Annotated in this window: 13 protein-coding genes; 9 read left to right on the top strand and 4 right to left on the bottom strand. The window is 58.2% G+C overall.

Features of this window, described 5'->3' with window-relative positions; all coding sequences use genetic code 11:
* Positions 1-494: 494 nt before the first annotated feature.
* Together LG31_RS0105825 and fabA are read left to right on the top strand one after the other, a co-directional pair.
* On the top strand, positions 495-2,471 hold the full coding sequence (locus LG31_RS0105825) for a Lon protease family protein (protein WP_033113553.1): 1,977 nt from the start codon (positions 495-497) through the stop codon (positions 2,469-2,471).
* A 76-nt stretch (positions 2,472-2,547) separates the two neighbouring features.
* Positions 2,548-3,108 (top strand): 3-hydroxyacyl-[acyl-carrier-protein] dehydratase FabA, encoded by a 561-nt coding sequence (gene fabA / locus LG31_RS0105820; protein WP_033113552.1) that lies wholly within the window; start codon positions 2,548-2,550, stop codon positions 3,106-3,108.
* An 87-nt stretch (positions 3,109-3,195) separates the two neighbouring features.
* Here the strand turns inward: fabA and rmf are convergent, their stop codons facing one another.
* From rmf to rlmKL, 4 genes are all read right to left on the bottom strand, one after another.
* Entirely contained in the window at positions 3,196-3,375 is a 180-nt protein-coding gene (gene rmf, locus LG31_RS20295; protein WP_005315693.1) for a ribosome modulation factor, read from the bottom strand.
* 158 nt (positions 3,376-3,533) lie between these two features.
* Positions 3,534-5,444 carry an ATP-binding cassette ATPase Uup gene (uup, locus tag LG31_RS0105815; RefSeq protein ID WP_033113551.1) on the bottom strand — a complete coding sequence of 637 codons (1,911 nt, stop codon included), beginning with the start codon at positions 5,442-5,444 and terminating at the stop codon, positions 3,534-3,536.
* Positions 5,445-5,517: 73 nt separating this feature from the next.
* The gene (locus LG31_RS0105810) at positions 5,518-5,748 is read right to left on the bottom strand and encodes a glutaredoxin family protein (protein ID WP_033113550.1); all 231 of its coding nucleotides are present in this window, start codon (positions 5,746-5,748) and stop codon (positions 5,518-5,520) included.
* On the bottom strand, positions 5,748-7,919 hold the full coding sequence (rlmKL, locus tag LG31_RS0105805) for a bifunctional 23S rRNA (guanine(2069)-N(7))-methyltransferase RlmK/23S rRNA (guanine(2445)-N(2))-methyltransferase RlmL (RefSeq protein WP_033113549.1): 2,172 nt from the start codon (positions 7,917-7,919) through the stop codon (positions 5,748-5,750). The genes LG31_RS0105810 and rlmKL overlap by 1 nt, the downstream gene beginning before the upstream one ends.
* A 250-nt stretch (positions 7,920-8,169) precedes the next feature.
* On the opposite strand from rlmKL, the gene LG31_RS0105800 reads away from it, so the two are divergent.
* From LG31_RS0105800 to LG31_RS0105770, 7 genes are read left to right on the top strand one after another with little or no spacing between them, the layout of a single operon-like run.
* Positions 8,170-8,538: a response regulator gene (locus LG31_RS0105800; RefSeq protein ID WP_033113548.1), complete on the top strand. Its 369-nt coding sequence runs from the start codon at positions 8,170-8,172 to the stop codon at positions 8,536-8,538.
* Between the two features lie 16 nt (positions 8,539-8,554).
* Positions 8,555-8,875 (top strand): STAS domain-containing protein, encoded by a 321-nt coding sequence (locus tag LG31_RS0105795; RefSeq protein ID WP_033113547.1) that lies wholly within the window; start codon positions 8,555-8,557, stop codon positions 8,873-8,875.
* A complete protein-coding gene (locus LG31_RS0105790) occupies positions 8,862-11,036 on the top strand; it encodes a chemotaxis protein CheA (protein ID WP_033113546.1) in 2,175 nt (724 codons plus the stop codon). Before LG31_RS0105795 ends, LG31_RS0105790 begins: the two co-directional genes overlap by 14 nt.
* 43 nt (positions 11,037-11,079) lie before the next feature.
* Positions 11,080-12,756 (top strand): methyl-accepting chemotaxis protein, encoded by a 1,677-nt coding sequence (locus LG31_RS0105785; protein WP_033113545.1) that lies wholly within the window; start codon positions 11,080-11,082, stop codon positions 12,754-12,756.
* A gap of 10 nt (positions 12,757-12,766) precedes the next feature.
* Positions 12,767-13,300 carry a chemotaxis protein CheW gene (locus LG31_RS0105780; protein ID WP_033113544.1) on the top strand — a complete coding sequence of 178 codons (534 nt, stop codon included), beginning with the start codon at positions 12,767-12,769 and terminating at the stop codon, positions 13,298-13,300.
* Positions 13,300-14,163, top strand: a complete 864-nt coding sequence (locus tag LG31_RS0105775) for a CheR family methyltransferase (RefSeq protein ID WP_050513411.1) — start codon at positions 13,300-13,302, stop codon at positions 14,161-14,163. The genes LG31_RS0105780 and LG31_RS0105775 overlap by 1 nt, the downstream gene beginning before the upstream one ends.
* Positions 14,160-15,230, top strand: coding sequence for a protein-glutamate methylesterase/protein-glutamine glutaminase (locus tag LG31_RS0105770; protein ID WP_033113543.1), 1,071 nt, complete (start codon positions 14,160-14,162; stop codon positions 15,228-15,230). The genes LG31_RS0105775 and LG31_RS0105770 overlap by 4 nt, the downstream gene beginning before the upstream one ends.
* Positions 15,231-15,236 lie beyond the last annotated feature (6 nt).

The raw sequence follows: 15,236 nt of genomic DNA, 5'->3' as shown, positions 1-15,236 counted from the left end.
GCCTCCAGCAATACTACAGGCGACAAGCTAGAAGCCGCTTTCCTTAATGGCGAAATTCAGTCTTTCCAGATCAACCGTCGTCATTCTTCTTGCTAGACCTCAACACGCATGAGGAAAATCATGGGGCGTGGCACCAACGCTTCATTGATGAGTGTCAGAAGAACACTGATAGGACCTACGTAATCGCTACTCACGACAATGGAGAAAGCCATAATTTCATTGTGCATGAAGTTAAACCTCTTAAGTCTGAAAAACCGCTTAAGTTGACAGTTACATTGAAACCAGCTGACTCCAAAGCCAGCTCTGTAATCCAATCTAAACGGGTCTAAGCGGTCATCCTAATAACCAAGGGGCCTCCGGCCCCTTTGTTCTACCTACAGGCATGACTGCGCATAATGTATATTATGTTAAATGAGATATCTTGTTTTCTGTTCCCACTAAGTGAACTGTGTATAATGGCAACAATTGATCCTCTCTCCGACCGGATGTCTTAAGTGGCTGAATTAACATCAGAACAATTAAAACCTGCTTTTGCGATTGAACAGTTTCCTACCCTCAGCGAGCTAGAACCCATTCCGTTTGCTGCGCTGCAACCCAGAGCCATTTCTGCCATCAAACGGTTAGCCAGTTTTGATGGTGACTGCCCGGTCATGCTGCTCAACGGGTTCCCCGGCGCAGATTACGAAGATGTCTGCCGTACCCTGATTGCCGCCTCCAACGGCAAGGATGGCGATCTGTTCGACCTCTGCTATACCGAGAACCTCAACAACCCCTTCAAACCGATCTGGCTGCGCCTGCAACCAGGCACTGGTATCGAGTTTTGCGAGATGGTTGGTGAATTGCTCAAACTGATGAGCCACCACCTCGATGCCGAGCGTCTGGTGACCCGCATCATGCGCAAGCAGAACAACGATCCCAAGATCGATGACTTCCTCTCCGATCTGGCCGCCCATGTGGCGCTGGGTTTGGAATTCCAGCATCCGGTGCTGATCAATCTGCTCATTCATCACGAAGAGCAGGAAGCGCCGGTGATCTACGGCCGCGACCTCAACTGGGATACCCTGTTTGGCTCCATCAACTACCAGACCGAGCAAGGCTCCGTCTATGCCAACCAGCATCTGCTGGAGCCGGGTCTGTTACGTCAAGCCAACGGTGGATATCTGATCCTGCAACTGGATGAACTGCTCGATCAGCCTCACCTCTGGTTCAAGCTCAAAAATGCCATGCAAAAAGGCGAGCTGGACTGGAACGCCTATCAGGAAGGCAAGACGCTGACCCCCTTCTTCACGCCGGAAGCGACCCCCATCAAGCTCAAGCTCATTCTGGTGGGCGATCGTCTCGACGTGGCCGAGTTCCAGATGCTGGATCGGGATATGTCCGAGCGTATCTTCCTGCGCGCAGATCTGGTCTCTGAAGTGAACATCGAAGAAGATCTGCAGGAGTTTTTGCAATATCTCGCTTGGCTGCGCGAGCGTTGGGAACTGCTGGATTTTACTCCTGCCGCCCTCGCCGCTCTATGCCGTCACGCCAGTCGTCTGTGCGATCATCAGGAGTGGCTCTCTCTCTCCGAGGTGCAACTCTCCGCCATCATGCGGATGGCTGACAGTCTGGCACGCGAACTGGAAGCGGACGTCGTCACCGACGAGCATATCCGCGGCGCGCTGGAGGAGCAGGATTACCGCCTCAACTATCTGGTGGAACAGTCCGATCAGGGTGTTATCGATGGGCAGATCCTGCTGCAGACCGATGGTGAAGAGATTGGCCAGATCAACGGTCTCTCGGTCATTCAGGTCTCCGGTCACCCATATGACTTCGGTGAACCGGTACGTCTGACCGCCACCGTTCATCTGGGTGATGGCGATGTGGCGGATATCGAACGCAAGGCTGAACTGGCCGGCCATATCCATGCCAAGGCGATGATGATCATTCACGGCTACCTCTCCAACAAGTTTGGTGCCGAGAACCCCTCTCCTCTTTCCGCCAATTTGGTGTTCGAACAGTCCTATCACGAAATTGATGGTGACAGCGCCTCACTCACCGGTTTGTGTGCCCTGCTATCAGCCCTCGCCCGCCAGCCCATTTACCAGCACTTTGCGGTAACGGGTGCGGTCGACCAGTTTGGCAATGTACAGGCCGTTGGCGGCGTCAACGAGAAGATCGAAGGCTTCTTCCGGGTGTGCAAGATCCACGGTCTGACTGGCAAGCAAGGCATCCTGCTGCCCGGCACCAACGCCCAGCAGCTTAACCTCTCTGATGAGGTGATCGCTGCAGTCGAAGCGGGCCAGTTCCATATCCACCCGGTGGATCATGTGGAAGAGGCCATCGAGCTCTTGACTGGCTGTGTGGCGGGTGAACCTGACATGCCAGATACCCTGTTCGGCCGCATTCAGGAACGACTGGATGAGCTGAACGGCAGCACTGCAAAAGTCGGGCTGCTGCGCGCCCTTCTTGATCGGCTGTTTGGCCGCTAATGAAGTGATCGGAGTTGTTTAGCGCACATCTGTACGCTAAATTGGCGCAGCTTTACTCATTTGAAGGAAACTCAGCGTGACCGTAGACAATTCGACCCTGGAAGCCCGCCTTTCCCTGTGTGAACAGGGCAAGAACTCTTTTACCCGTGAAGAGCTGCTGGCTTGCAGCCGTGGCGAACTCTTTGGTGAGGGTAACAGTCAGCTGCCCGCCCCCAACATGTTGATGATGGATCGCATCGTCAAGATCAATGACAACGGTGGCGAGCACGGCAAGGGCGAGATCCTGGCAGAGCTCGACATAACCCCCGATCTCTGGTTCTTCGATTGCCACTTCCCGGGAGACCCCGTGATGCCGGGCTGTCTCGGTCTGGATGCCATGTGGCAACTGGTTGGCTTCTTCCTCGGTTGGAAAGGCGGCCCGGGCAAAGGCCGTGCGCTGGGGGTCGGTGAAGTGAAATTTACCGGCCAGATCCTGCCGACCGCCAAGAAAGTGACCTACAAGATCACCTTCAAGCGGGTCATCAATCGCAAACTGGTGATGGGCATTGCCGATGGTGTCGTTGAAGTTGACGGTCGCCCGATCTACAGCGCAACCGACCTGAAAGTGGGCCTGTTCCAGGACACCACCGCATTCTGATTAATGCGAACCTGAATGTGGCGAAAGCCACAACGCAAAGGGGCCACAACGGCCCCTTTCCTTTTGTAATGAGTGTAATGAAGTAACTTACTTCATGAAGAGGCCTGAGCCCCGCCCTTCCATGGCATCTCGCCAACCACCAAGCCAGTGCCCACGGGCATCCAGACATTGATACGGACACGCTTCTTTCTGTTTGCCGACCACGCCAGCCTGATAACCACGAGCACGAGCTCTTTCCAGACGGTCCCGTTTCTGTCTCTTCATCATCTACGACCCTCTTCGTGGAACAAAAAAAGCGACCAATTCTTCATCGGTCGCTTTCATCTTTACCCCAGCAGGGAGGGAGGGTCAAACAAAAATTTCCATGCTAACCCCCCTCTGTGACATAAGGCACTGAACTCAATTAAATTTAAATTACAGGAAACTTATTCCTGATTTTTGAGTCCTTCCAGCTCTTCCCAACGAGCAAATGCCTCCTCCAGTGCCGTCTCGGCGGCACTCAATGCGGCCAGTTTGGGCTGGGTCTGCTCGCTTGGCAGGGCGAAGAAACCGGGCTGGTTGATCTCCCCTTGCAGCGCGTCAAGTTCGGCCTCCAGCTGCTCAAGACGCGCCGGCAGACCATCCAGTTCAAGCTGCAGCTTGTAGGAGAGTTTTTTGCCTTTCTTCGGTGCTTCGCTCACTGTGGCTACCGGCTCGGGAACCTTCGCCGGCGTGCTCTTTGCCTGTTGCTGAGCACGCTGCTGCTCGCGGGTCGCCATCATGTCGGCATAGCCGCCCACGTAGTCACTGATGCGGCCATCCCCTTCAAACAGCCAGCAACCGGTTACCGTATTGTCGATGAAGCGACGATCGTGGCTCACCAGCAGCAGAGTGCCCGGATAGTCCGCGAGCAGCTCTTCCAGCAGCTCCAGAGTCTCGACGTCGAGGTCGTTGGTCGGTTCATCGAGGATCAGCAGGTTGCTTGGCTTGAGGAACAGCTTGGCCAGCAGCAGACGGTTTTTCTCACCGCCAGAGAGCGCCTTGACCGGAGTGCGGGCCCGCTTGGGTTCGAACAGGAAGTCCTGCAGGTAGCCGAGGATGTGGCGGGAGCGACCGCGCACCATTACCTCCTGCTTGCCCTCCCCGACGTTGTCCACCACCGTCTGCTCGGGATCGAGCTGTTCGCGGTACTGATCGAAGTAGGCCACTTCCAGATTGGTGCCCTGACGCACCGAACCACGAGTGGCATCTAGCTGACCCAGCAGCAGCTTGATCAGCGTCGACTTGCCGCAACCGTTGGGGCCGACCAGCGCAATCTTGTCGCCACGCAACACCTGCAGATCCAGCCCCTCGAACAGGGTACGATCACCAAAGTCGAGCCCCAGCCCTTCTGCTTCGAATACCAGCTTGCCGGAGCGGCTCGCTTCATCGAGTTGCAGTTTGGCTTTACCCTGCAGTTCACGACGCTGGGTTCGTTCCATCCGCATCGCCTTGAGGGCGCGCACTCGCCCCTCGTTACGGGTACGGCGGGCCTTGATCCCTTGACGTACCCACACCTCCTCCTGAGCCAGTTTGCGATCGAACTCGGCATTTTTCAGCTCTTCGACCCGCAACCACTCCTCTTTGCCCTGCTGGTACTCGTCATAGTTGCCAGGCCAGGAGGTGATGACGCCGCGATCCAGATCGATGATCCGGGTTGCCAGCTTGTGGATGAACTCACGGTCGTGGGAGATGAATACGATGGCACCACGGAAATCCTTGAGGAACTCTTCCAGCCAGTTGATGGCCTCGATATCCAAGTGGTTGGTCGGCTCGTCCAGCAGCAGCAGATCGGGATCACAGGCCAATGCACGGGCCAGTGCCACCTTGCGCAGCCAGCCACCGGAGAGACTGTCGAGGGTCACGTCAGGATCAAGACCAAGCAGGGTCAGCACCTGATTGATACGGGTCTCGTACTGCCAGCCATTCTGATAATCAAGCTGCTCCTGCAGCTGGCTCATCTTGCGAATGTTGGCATCGGACGGGTCACTCGCCAGCGCCATGGAGACGTGGTGATACTGCTTGAGCAGCTCACCGACGCCGGCCAGCCCTTCGGCGGCGTAATCAAACACGGTGAGCTCGCTCGAGGTGGGCGGATCCTGCTCAAGACGAGTCACTTTCAGATCCTGCTGCAACACCAGACGGCCATCATCGAGCGGCAATTCGCCGGCAATTACCTTCATCAGGGTGGATTTGCCCGCCCCGTTTCGGCCCACCAGACAGAGGCGCTCGCCTCGCTCGATGGTCAGCTCGGCCTTGTCGAGCAACGGAAAATCACTGAACGACAGACACGCGCCGTGCAATGTTAAAAGAGCCATGTTCGTTCCTTATCTCATATGAAAAAACGGGCAACAGACTGGGTCTGCCCCCGTTTCATCGTCAAATCACAAATCAACCCTGACGAGCGAGCCAGCCCTTGAGCTCCACCAGCGTGAAGGGCCAGCCCAGCTCGCGGCCAGCCTCGTCCCGCAGCACCGGAATACGCACCCGATAGGCCTCAAGCCAGCCGGCATCGTCCATGATGTCGCAGCGGCGGGTCACATCGCCTGCCCCCGCCAGCTCCACCAGCCCCCAAGCCTGCTCGCACAGGTGGCAACCGTCGGTGTGAAACAGGGTCAGCATCAGGCCTCAGCCCCGCTATCGGCATGGGTGATGATCCAGCAGTTGTGGATGTGCTGGTTGCGTTCGAAATCCTTGGGCCGGGTCTTGCCGGTGATGTTCTGTGCCTTGAGACCGATGGCCTCGAGACCGGCCAGATCCATCTTGAAGTGGCGCTTGTTGTTGGAGAAGACCAGGGTGCCACCCGCAGCCAGCAGGCGCTTGAGGTGCTGCATCAACAGCAGGTGATCGCGCTGCACGTCGAAGCTCTCGTCCATCCGCTTGGAGTTGGAGAAGGTGGGCGGATCGATAAAGATGAGGTCGTACTGTTCATCGGCCTCGGAGAGCCACTTCAGGCAGTCGGCCTGCACAAACTTGTGCTCCCGGCCCACCAGCGAGTTGAGGCGCATGTTGTCCTGTGCCCAGTTGAGGTAGGTGCGCGACATATCCACCGTGGTAGTTTCGCTGGCACCGCCAAGACCCGCGTGCACGGTGGCACTGCCGGTATAGGCGAACAGGTTCAGGAAGCGCTTGCCCTTGGCCATCTGACCCAGCATGCGGCGGGTCTGACGGTGGTCGAGGAACAGGCCGGTATCCAGATAGTCGTAGAGGTTGACCCACAGACGGGCACCGTACTCCTGCACTTCCATCCGGTGCTGCTCTTCGGAGAGCTTCTGATACTGCTGTTTGCCTTCCTGACGCTCACGCACCTTCAGGATCACCTTCTCGCCGTCCATGCCGGTCACCTTGATGGCGGCCTGCACCATGTCGAGCAGACGCTGACGGGTCTTCTGGGCGGGGATGTCCTTGGGCGCGGCATACTCCTGCACCACCAGATAGTCCTGATAGCGGTCGATGGCGGCGTTGTATTCCGGCAAGTCGGCATCATAGAGACGGTAGCAGTCGAGATTCTCTTTCTTCGCCCACTTCTCCAGCGCTTTCAAATTCTTGCGCAGACGGTTGGCAAAGTCCTGCGCCACCTCTTTTTGCGAGGCCACAGAGTCAAGGGCGATCTGGTAGTTACGCAGCTGACACTCGAGGGCGCCGTTGAACAGGCGATATTGCTTGTCGGCGCGCAGGCGCAGACAGCTGAGCAGTTCAGGAGATGCGGACAGAATGGAGACTCTCCACCCCTGGAAGCTGCGACGCAGGGCATCGCCGAGAGCCTGATGCACTTCCAGCAGGGCCGGGAATTCACCAAGACGCTCGCCGTAAGGCGGGTTGGAGATCAGCATACCGACCTGACGAACCTCGCCTTCCACAGCCGGCAGCGGATTTTCCAGCTGGGTCACATCAGCCTGCTTGAAGGTGATGAGATGGGCGACACCGGCGGCTTTGGCGTTGTCACGGGCTTTGAGCAGCACGCGGGAGTCGGCATCACAACCAAACAGTTTCACCTCGCAGCGCTGCATGCCGCGTTTGGCGCGCACTTGCGCTTCCATCATCAGGCTCTGCCACAGCTCGCTATCGTGCTGCAGCCAGCGATCAAAACCGAAGCGCTCACGGCGCAGCGCCGGCGCCATATCGGCAGCGATAAAGGCCGCTTCAATCAACAGCGTACCGGAACCGCACATCGGGTCCATCATGGGCTCGCCGGCCCAACCGCTACGGGCAATCATGGCGACCGCCAGGTTCTCTTTGAGCGGAGCTTCACCTGTGCCCTGACGATAGAAACGCTGATGCAGCGCCGGGCCTGACAAGTCCAGCGTGATATTGGCCTTGCCTTTGCCCAGATGCGCCATGATCCGAATATCCGGCGATTTTTTGTCAACGTCCGGGCGCACATGACCGCGCTTGGTAAAGCGATCGACGATGGCATCCTTGATCTTCAGGGCGCCATATTGGGTATTGCGAATGGAAGCGTTGGTACCGGTAAAGTCCACCGCAATGGTGGCGGCGCCGGAGAAATGCTCTTCCCAGGGGATGGTATGCGCGCCCAGATAAAGATCCAGATCGTCGTTCATCTGGAATTCGGAGAGCACCAGTACGATACGGGAAGCCAGACGGCTCCAGAGACAGGCCTTGTAGCCCACCGCCAGTTCGCCTTTGAAGTGGACGCCGGCCACGGTCTCACGGACCTGCTCTGCACCCAGATTGGTCAGCTCGTCGGCCAACAGGTTTTCCAGCCCCTTGGGGCAGGTTGCAAAAAATTCTTTCATCACGCTCACGGGGAACCCATAAAAATAGTCCCGCATTATACCTCATCAGGTCACTCTGAGCATGTAAAAGTGGCTGATAATGGCAGGAGACACGGCGTAATAAGCGCCTATTGAACCCTTTCCGTAGTACCTTAAAAAGCGCGAGTCCTCCCCTTCCCCGATTTTTGTCCTGCACACGCCGATCCAGTTTTAAAAAATCCACACACATCAACTTATTGGACAACAATTAGGAGGTCTCGACCCATGTCACCCGGATATCTATAACGCCTGTGAACGAGTCACCTTTATGACCAAAACCATCCTTGTTGTGGAAGACTCCGCCAGCATCAGAGCCACGATTACCATGACGCTGCAAAGCGCCGGTTTTAGCGTGATCGAAGCGGATGATGGCAACGCGGCCCTCTCCCGTCTCGATGGCCAGCGGGTACATCTCATCATTTCCGATCTCAACATGCCCGGCATGGACGGAATGACGCTGCTGCGCCATCTCAAGGCGCAGGCAACCACCCGCTATATCCCATTCATCATGCTGACGACGGAAAACTCGCCCGAGATCCGCCAGGAGGGGTTCGATGCCGGCGCCCGTGTCTGGCTGACCAAGCCATTCGAGCCGCTGAAGCTTATCGATGATGTCTACAAGGTGGTGCAACCATGATACGGGAGCACAAGGTATGAGTTTTGAACTGGATATTATGCACGCACCTCCCGCAGCCATTCTCACTGGGGAGTTCACCATCATGACGGTGGCAGAGTTGCAAGACGATCTCTTCAGTCTGCTCAACTTTCCTGTTGCCCTGCTGGATTTGAGCCAGCTTGAAGCGCTCGATAGCTGCGGCGCGCAGCTTATCGCCCTCCTCCAGCAAGAGGCCAATACCCAGGGCAAGCGGCTGCGGATCAAGACGGGAGATGGCAGTGAAGCCGAACTGGCGCTGGGTCAGCTCGGGTTGCTTTCTTCCCTCACCAGAGCGGAGGGGCCCGATGGACGTCAATAAAGCGCGCGCCCTCTTTTTCGAGGAGGCCTACGAACAGTGTGATCATCTGGAGCAGGCGCTCCTTGATCGCGAAAGCTACCCGGCCAATTCAGAAACCTACAATCTGATGTTTCGCACTGCCCATACAATCAAGGGTTCAGCAAGCATGCTGGGCCTCACCATGCTGGTGCGCTTCGCCCACGCCATGGAGAACATGCTGGCGCGGCTTCGCAGCGGCGAGTTACAGCTCGATGAGCATCTGATCAACCTGCTGCTGGCCTGCAATGATCAGCTGCGCGATCTGTTGCAAGGGGCCGAGCACAACCCCGAGCTGCCACAGACCGAGACCCAGCAGATCCTGGCCCTGCTTTCCCAACTGCAGGGCCATCAAAGTTTGCCAACCCAACCTGTCGTAGTGCCGCCACAAAGCGTGCTCCCTTCACAGGATCTCAAGCGCTGGCATCTCTCTGTGCGTTTTTATCCTGCGCTCTATCAGGATGGCTTCGACCTGCTGGCCTTTATCCGCTATCTCGGCAATCTGGGAGAGATCGTCTTCATCGAACCAGTCTGGCACGAATGGCCGCCTTTGCAATTGCTCGACCCGACCGAATGTTTCCTTGGCTATGAGATTGGCCTGCACAGTGCTGAATCCCCCGAGCGGATCCGCAGTACCTTCGATTTTGTGGCTCATGCCAGCATCATCTGCCTGCTGACGCCTCATCAGGATCTCGCCGAGTTTGCGGCGCAAGGTGAACGGCTGGCCCAGTGGCGCAACGAACCGCTGACGGCCCAGCTTGCCCGCTGGGAGGCTGCCGACGTCCTGAGCCGTGAAGAAGCGGCCGCCATTGAGCGGGGCGACTATCGCCGCGGCCAAACCAACGAACCAGACAGCGCATCCGCCGACACTTCGCCATCATTTTCACAACCTGCACAGCCAGAGCCGGAACAGCCGGTAACACCTCAGCCCAAGCCCGCCCCGCAGCGCAGTGAAGGGCACTATATTCGCATTGAGGCCGCCAAGCTGGACAGGCTGATCAACCGGGTCGGAGAACTGGTGATCGCCACCTCCGCGACAACCCTGCAGGCCAGATTGAGAGGAGATGCGGAGCTGGTCGAGTCGGTGGCCGCGGTCAATACGCTGGTCGAGGGGATCCGCGACGATGCCCTTACCCTGCGCATGGTGCCCATCAACGAGATCTTCAATCGCTTTCCGAGGCTGGTGCACGAGCTCTCCCAGCAGACCGGCAAGAACATCAGCCTGCACATCAACAACGCCGAAACCGATATCGACAAATCCATGGTCGAGAAGCTGACCGATCCCCTGATGCATCTGGTGCGCAACGCCGTCGATCACGGCATCGAGAATGAGGCGCAGCGCCTTGAGGCTGGCAAGTCGGCTGGCGGCGTGGTCACCCTGAACGCCTATCACGACGCTGGCGCCGTGGTGGTTGAAGTGAGCGACGATGGTCGCGGCATCGATCGCGACAAGATCCTGGCCAAGGCCCAGACGATGGGCATGGCTCAGGAGGGAAAAGTCCTGAGCGAGCAGGAGATATTCCAGTTCCTGTTCCAACCCGGCTTCTCAACCGCCAGCGGTGTCAGCGATCTTTCGGGTCGCGGTGTCGGGCTCGATGTGGTCAAACGCAATCTGGAGTCCCTACGGGGCGAGACCACCATAGAGAGCCATCCTGGCCGCGGCACGACCTTCCGCCTGCGGCTCCCGCTAACCCTCGCCATCATCGACGGTTTTCGCATCGAGGTGGATCACTCCTCTCTGGTGATCCCCCTCGACATGATGCTCGAGTGCATTGATCTACCACCGGATGCCCTCGATACCCCCTCGCGCCAGATCAATATCCGTGGCGAGTGGGTGCCTTTTATCGTGCTGCGCGAGCTGTTTGCCCTTCCCCCCGCCGACGAGCCCGAGTTTGTCGTCATCGTCGACTATGCCGACAACCGCGCCGGCATTGTGGTGGATCGCCTGATTGGCGAAGTGCAGGCGGTGATCAAACCACTCGGAGAGTTGTTCAGGACGCTGCGATATGTCAGCGGTTCAACCATTTTGGGCAATGGCCAGCCGGCCCTCATTCTTGATGTACCACAGCTTATCGAGCTGGCCAGACGACGGGAGTTGCACTTGATCCACCAGCATGCCGATACCCTCTCCGGCAGCCGAACCTGATTGACCACATACTGTTATCAACCGCTTTAACGGAGTCAAAACCATGGACTGGTTTCACAACTTGCAAGTCAGAACAAAACTGGTGCTCTCGTTTTCCATTTTGATGGTGCTGCTGGTGACCTTGACCGTCACCAGCTACTACTCCACCAAAACGATGACACTGCTGGTTAAAAACATGCACGCCAACCAGCTGGTGCCCATTCGGGATCTGGCCAACGCCAACATGCAGGCGATCTACATGAACCGGGCTCTCTATCGCTACGTGCTGGAGACCAAGGAGGAGAGCAGAAAGCTCAATGCAGGCAACATCCTGCGTTATGAGAGCCAACTTAACAAACTGCTCGATGCCTATCGCAAAACCTATCTGACCCAACCTGAAATCGATGCGCTGGCGCGCTTCGACCAATCCTGGGTCACCTACAAGTCCTATGCCGATATCATCATGCGCACCGCGCAATCGGACACCGGAGACAATGTCAACAACCAGAAAGCCGCCCAGATCATGGCCGAGCAAGGCCGCCCGGCCTTCGACAAGTCAGATGATCTGCTGACCGAGCTGGTCAATATCAATGACCGCCTCGCCACCCAGTCGTTGAAAGAGAGCGAAGATATCTATCAGGACAACCTGAACCTGCTGATCCTCATCTCCAGCTCGGCCTTCGTTATCTGTCTGGTTCTGGCCATGCTGGTTACCCGCAGCATCCTGCGCCAGCTGGGAGGTGATCCCTCCTATACCGTACAGGTGGTTTCCCGTGTCGCCGCCGGGGATCTCTCGACTCCGGTCAAGCTGCGCAGCGATGACAGCAGCAGTTTGCTCTTTGCCATCAAGAGCATGGCCCATCGCCTCTCCGATATTCTCAACGAGGTGGGTGCCATGTCGGAAGCCATCGGCTCAGCCTCTGAACAGGTCGCCGCCACCGCCAACTCGCTGTCGCAAACCTCCTCCGAACTGGCCTCCAGCGTCGAGCAGACCAGCGCCTCCGTCGAGGAGATGGCCGCCACCGTCAGCCAGAACGCCGACAATGCCAAGGTCACCGAGAACATCTCCACCAAGGCTGCCAGCAGTGCAACCGAAAGCGGCAAGGCGGTGGGCGAGATGGTTCATGCCATGAAGGAGATCGCCTCGCGCATCACCGTCATCAACGACATCGCCAACAAGACCGACCTGCTGGCCATCAACGCCGCCATTGAAGCAGCCCGCGCTGGTGAACACGGTAAGGGCTTTGCCACCGTGGCGGCCGAGGTACGTAAACTGGCGGAGCGCTCGCAAAATGCCGCCAAGGAGATTGGCGAGCTGGCTGGCCGTTCGGTCAGCGTTGCCGAACAGGCTGGCACCCTGCTGCGGGAGATGCTGCCGGGGATCGATCAGACTGCCACTCTGGTGCAGGAGATCGCTTCGGCATCCCGTGAACAGCGGGCCAGCGTCTCCCAAATCAATATTGCGGTGACCCAGATCAGCGATGGCATGCAGGCCTCTGCCGCTTCGGCTGAAGAGCTGAGTTCGACCTCGGAAGAGCTGAGCTCCACCGCTCTGCAGTTGCAGGAGCTGATGCAGCAGTTCACCCTGCGCGGCGGCAACAACCGTCAGCCCACCCAGTTTCATGCCGCCGGTTACAGTGCCAGACCGGTCATTCCGAAAAAGAGCACGCTGAGCCAGCACCTGCACCAAGACGACGATCTGGAGCGGGAAGTGGACGATGGCAAGTTCAGCAACTATTAGGAGCAGCCCAATGCGCACAACACATGCCCCTGATACTGTCACCTCCCACTTCCACTGCGTGACCTTCATGCTGGGAGGGGAGCTCTACGGGGTCGATATCGGCTGCATCCGCGAGATCATCGAGTTCGAGGGGATGACGCCGGTGCCCATGATGCCGCGCTTTGTCAGGGGGATCATCAACCTGCGGGGCGCCGTGGTGCCGGTCATCGACCTCTCTATCCGCTTTGGCCGGGGGCAGACCCCGATCCAGCCCACAACCTGTGTCGCGATCCTTTCGCTGCCCAACAGCAATGGCGAAGAGCAGGAGATCGGCATGCTGCTCGACTCCGTCTGCGAGGTGCTGGAGATTGCCACCGACACCATAGAGCCGGCCCCGACCTTTGGCGCCCATATTCGCGGCGACTTCATCCAGGGGGTGGTCACCATCGCCCAGCAGTTCGCCATTCTGCTCGATATGCACAAGGCGCTCTCCATCGCCGAGCTGAGCGCCATGGCCGAGGCCACCACCAGCCAGCTCTTCAACAGCGAACAAGGGGGCTATTAGTGGCGGCATCCCTCACCACCCCGGATCAGGGGCCGGTGCTCACCCAAAGAGAGTTCGAACTGTTCCGGCGCTTTATCTTCACCGCCGCCGGCATCGATCTCGCCCCCTGCAAGCGGGCGCTGGTGCAATCCCGCCTCGCCAAGCGGCTGCGGGCGCTCAATCTCACCAGCTACTACGGCTACTGGGAGCGGATCAACCAGCCACAGAATGTGCAGGAACGGCAGATCGCCATCAACCTGCTCTCTACCAACGAAACCTATTTTTTCCGCGAGGCACAGCACTTCAGCTGGCTGAAACAGCATGCCGAGCAACTGTTCGCTAGCCGCCATCAACCACTGCGGATCTGGTCTGCCGCCTGCTCGACCGGCGAGGAGGCCTACTCCGCCGCCATGGTGCTGGCCGAACAGCTAGGTATCAACGATCGCTGGCGGATCTACGGAACCGACATCAACACCCGGGTGATCCCCTTTGCCCAGCGCGCCATCTATGCGGTGGAGCGGGCCCAGCATGTCCCGCCCCACCTCTGGATGCGCTATTTTCAACGGGGTCACGACGAATACGCGGGCAAGGTGAGGGTGAGGCCCGAGCTGGCGAGAAAAGTGTCGTTCTCCAACCTCAACCTGCTCACCTGCAGCAACTTTATCGAGCGGGAGTTCGACGTCATTTTTCTGCGCAATGTGCTTATCTACTTCAACGAAGAGACCAAAGGCCAGGTGCTCTCCCAATTGTGTGAGCTGCTCAGGCCCGGTGGTTATCTGCTGGTCGGCCATTCGGAGATCATCCGCCAGCAGGATCTGCCACTGGTGCAGGAGGCTCCTTCACGCTATCGCTGCCAACCTCAGCTTTTCAAGGATGAAACATGACCATACGGGTATTGATCGTTGACGACTCGGCACTGGTGCGGGAAGTGCTGACCCAGATGCTGGGCAAGGCTGCCGATATCGAAGTAATGGGGGCAGCATTCGATCCCATCTTCGCCATGCAGCAGATGAAAAAGAGCTGGCCCGACGTCATCATTCTCGACATCGAGATGCCCCGCATGGATGGTCTCACCTTCCTGCGCAAGATCATGAGCGAGCGCCCGACGCCGGTCATCATCTGCTCTTCCCTGACCGAAGAGGGCGCCACCATTACCCTGGATGCCATGGCTGCCGGTGCCATCTCCATCATCACCAAGCCCGCTGTTGGCATCAAAAGCTTCCTGCAGCAATCGGCCAACGAGCTGATCCAGGAGATCCGTACCGCCGTCAACGCCAAGCTGCGCAACCTGCTGCCAGACCACCAGCAACCCTGTTTTACTCCGCCTCCCAAACGCACCGCCGATGCCATGCTCTCGCCCCCGCCGGAGCGGGTCAAATTTCGCACAACCGACCGGATCATCGCCCTTGGCACCTCCACCGGCGGCACCCAGGCCCTTGAGTATCTACTGACCAGACTACCGGTCACCTGCCCGGGGCTCGCCATCGTGCAGCATATGCCGGGGCGCTTTACCGCCTCGTTTGCAGAGCGCTTGAACGGCCTTTCCAAGATTGAAGTCAAAGAGGCAGCCACCGGCGATCGCCTGCTGCCCGGGGTGGCGCTGATCGCCCCCGGAGGCAAGCATCTGCTGATCCAGCGCAGTGGTACCCAGTATCTGGCAGAGGTGAAAGAGGGCCCCCCCGTCTCTCGTCACTGCCCCTCGGTCGATGTGCTGTTTCGCTCGGTGGCGGTGAGTGCCGGACATAACGCCCTTGGCGTCATCATGACCGGCATGGGGGATGATGGCGCACGCGGTATGCGCGAATTGCATGACACCGGCGCTCGCACCATCGCGCAGGATGAGGCGAGTTGTGTGGTCTTTGGCATGCCCAAGGAGGCAATCGCCCACGGCGGGATCGATGAAGTAATGTCCCTTGCCCAGATAACCCAGACGCTTGGCCGTCCCGATTGAGAGGAA

This window comes from Aeromonas lacus (genome assembly GCF_000764665.1).
Taxonomy (GTDB): domain Bacteria; phylum Pseudomonadota; class Gammaproteobacteria; order Enterobacterales; family Aeromonadaceae; genus Aeromonas; species Aeromonas lacus.
The sequence above is the reverse complement of the archived record's forward strand: the minus strand, read 5'-3'. Positions and strand labels throughout refer to the sequence as shown.

Coding starts and splice junctions, on each gene's coding strand:
- rmf (WP_005315693.1), bottom strand. CDS start 3,375: ATGATGAAGAGACAGAAACGGGACCGTCTGGAAAGAGCTCGTGCTCGT.
- uup (WP_033113551.1), bottom strand. CDS start 5,444: ATGGCTCTTTTAACATTGCACGGCGCGTGTCTGTCGTTCAGTGATTTT.
- LG31_RS0105810 (WP_033113550.1), bottom strand. CDS start 5,748: ATGCTGACCCTGTTTCACACCGACGGTTGCCACCTGTGCGAGCAGGCT.
- rlmKL (WP_033113549.1), bottom strand. CDS start 7,919: ATGCGGGACTATTTTTATGGGTTCCCCGTGAGCGTGATGAAAGAATTT.
- LG31_RS0105800 (WP_033113548.1), top strand. CDS start 8,170: ATGACCAAAACCATCCTTGTTGTGGAAGACTCCGCCAGCATCAGAGCC.
- LG31_RS0105795 (WP_033113547.1), top strand. CDS start 8,555: ATGAGTTTTGAACTGGATATTATGCACGCACCTCCCGCAGCCATTCTC.
- LG31_RS0105790 (WP_033113546.1), top strand. CDS start 8,862: ATGGACGTCAATAAAGCGCGCGCCCTCTTTTTCGAGGAGGCCTACGAA.
- LG31_RS0105785 (WP_033113545.1), top strand. CDS start 11,080: ATGGACTGGTTTCACAACTTGCAAGTCAGAACAAAACTGGTGCTCTCG.
- LG31_RS0105780 (WP_033113544.1), top strand. CDS start 12,767: ATGCGCACAACACATGCCCCTGATACTGTCACCTCCCACTTCCACTGC.
- LG31_RS0105770 (WP_033113543.1), top strand. CDS start 14,160: ATGACCATACGGGTATTGATCGTTGACGACTCGGCACTGGTGCGGGAA.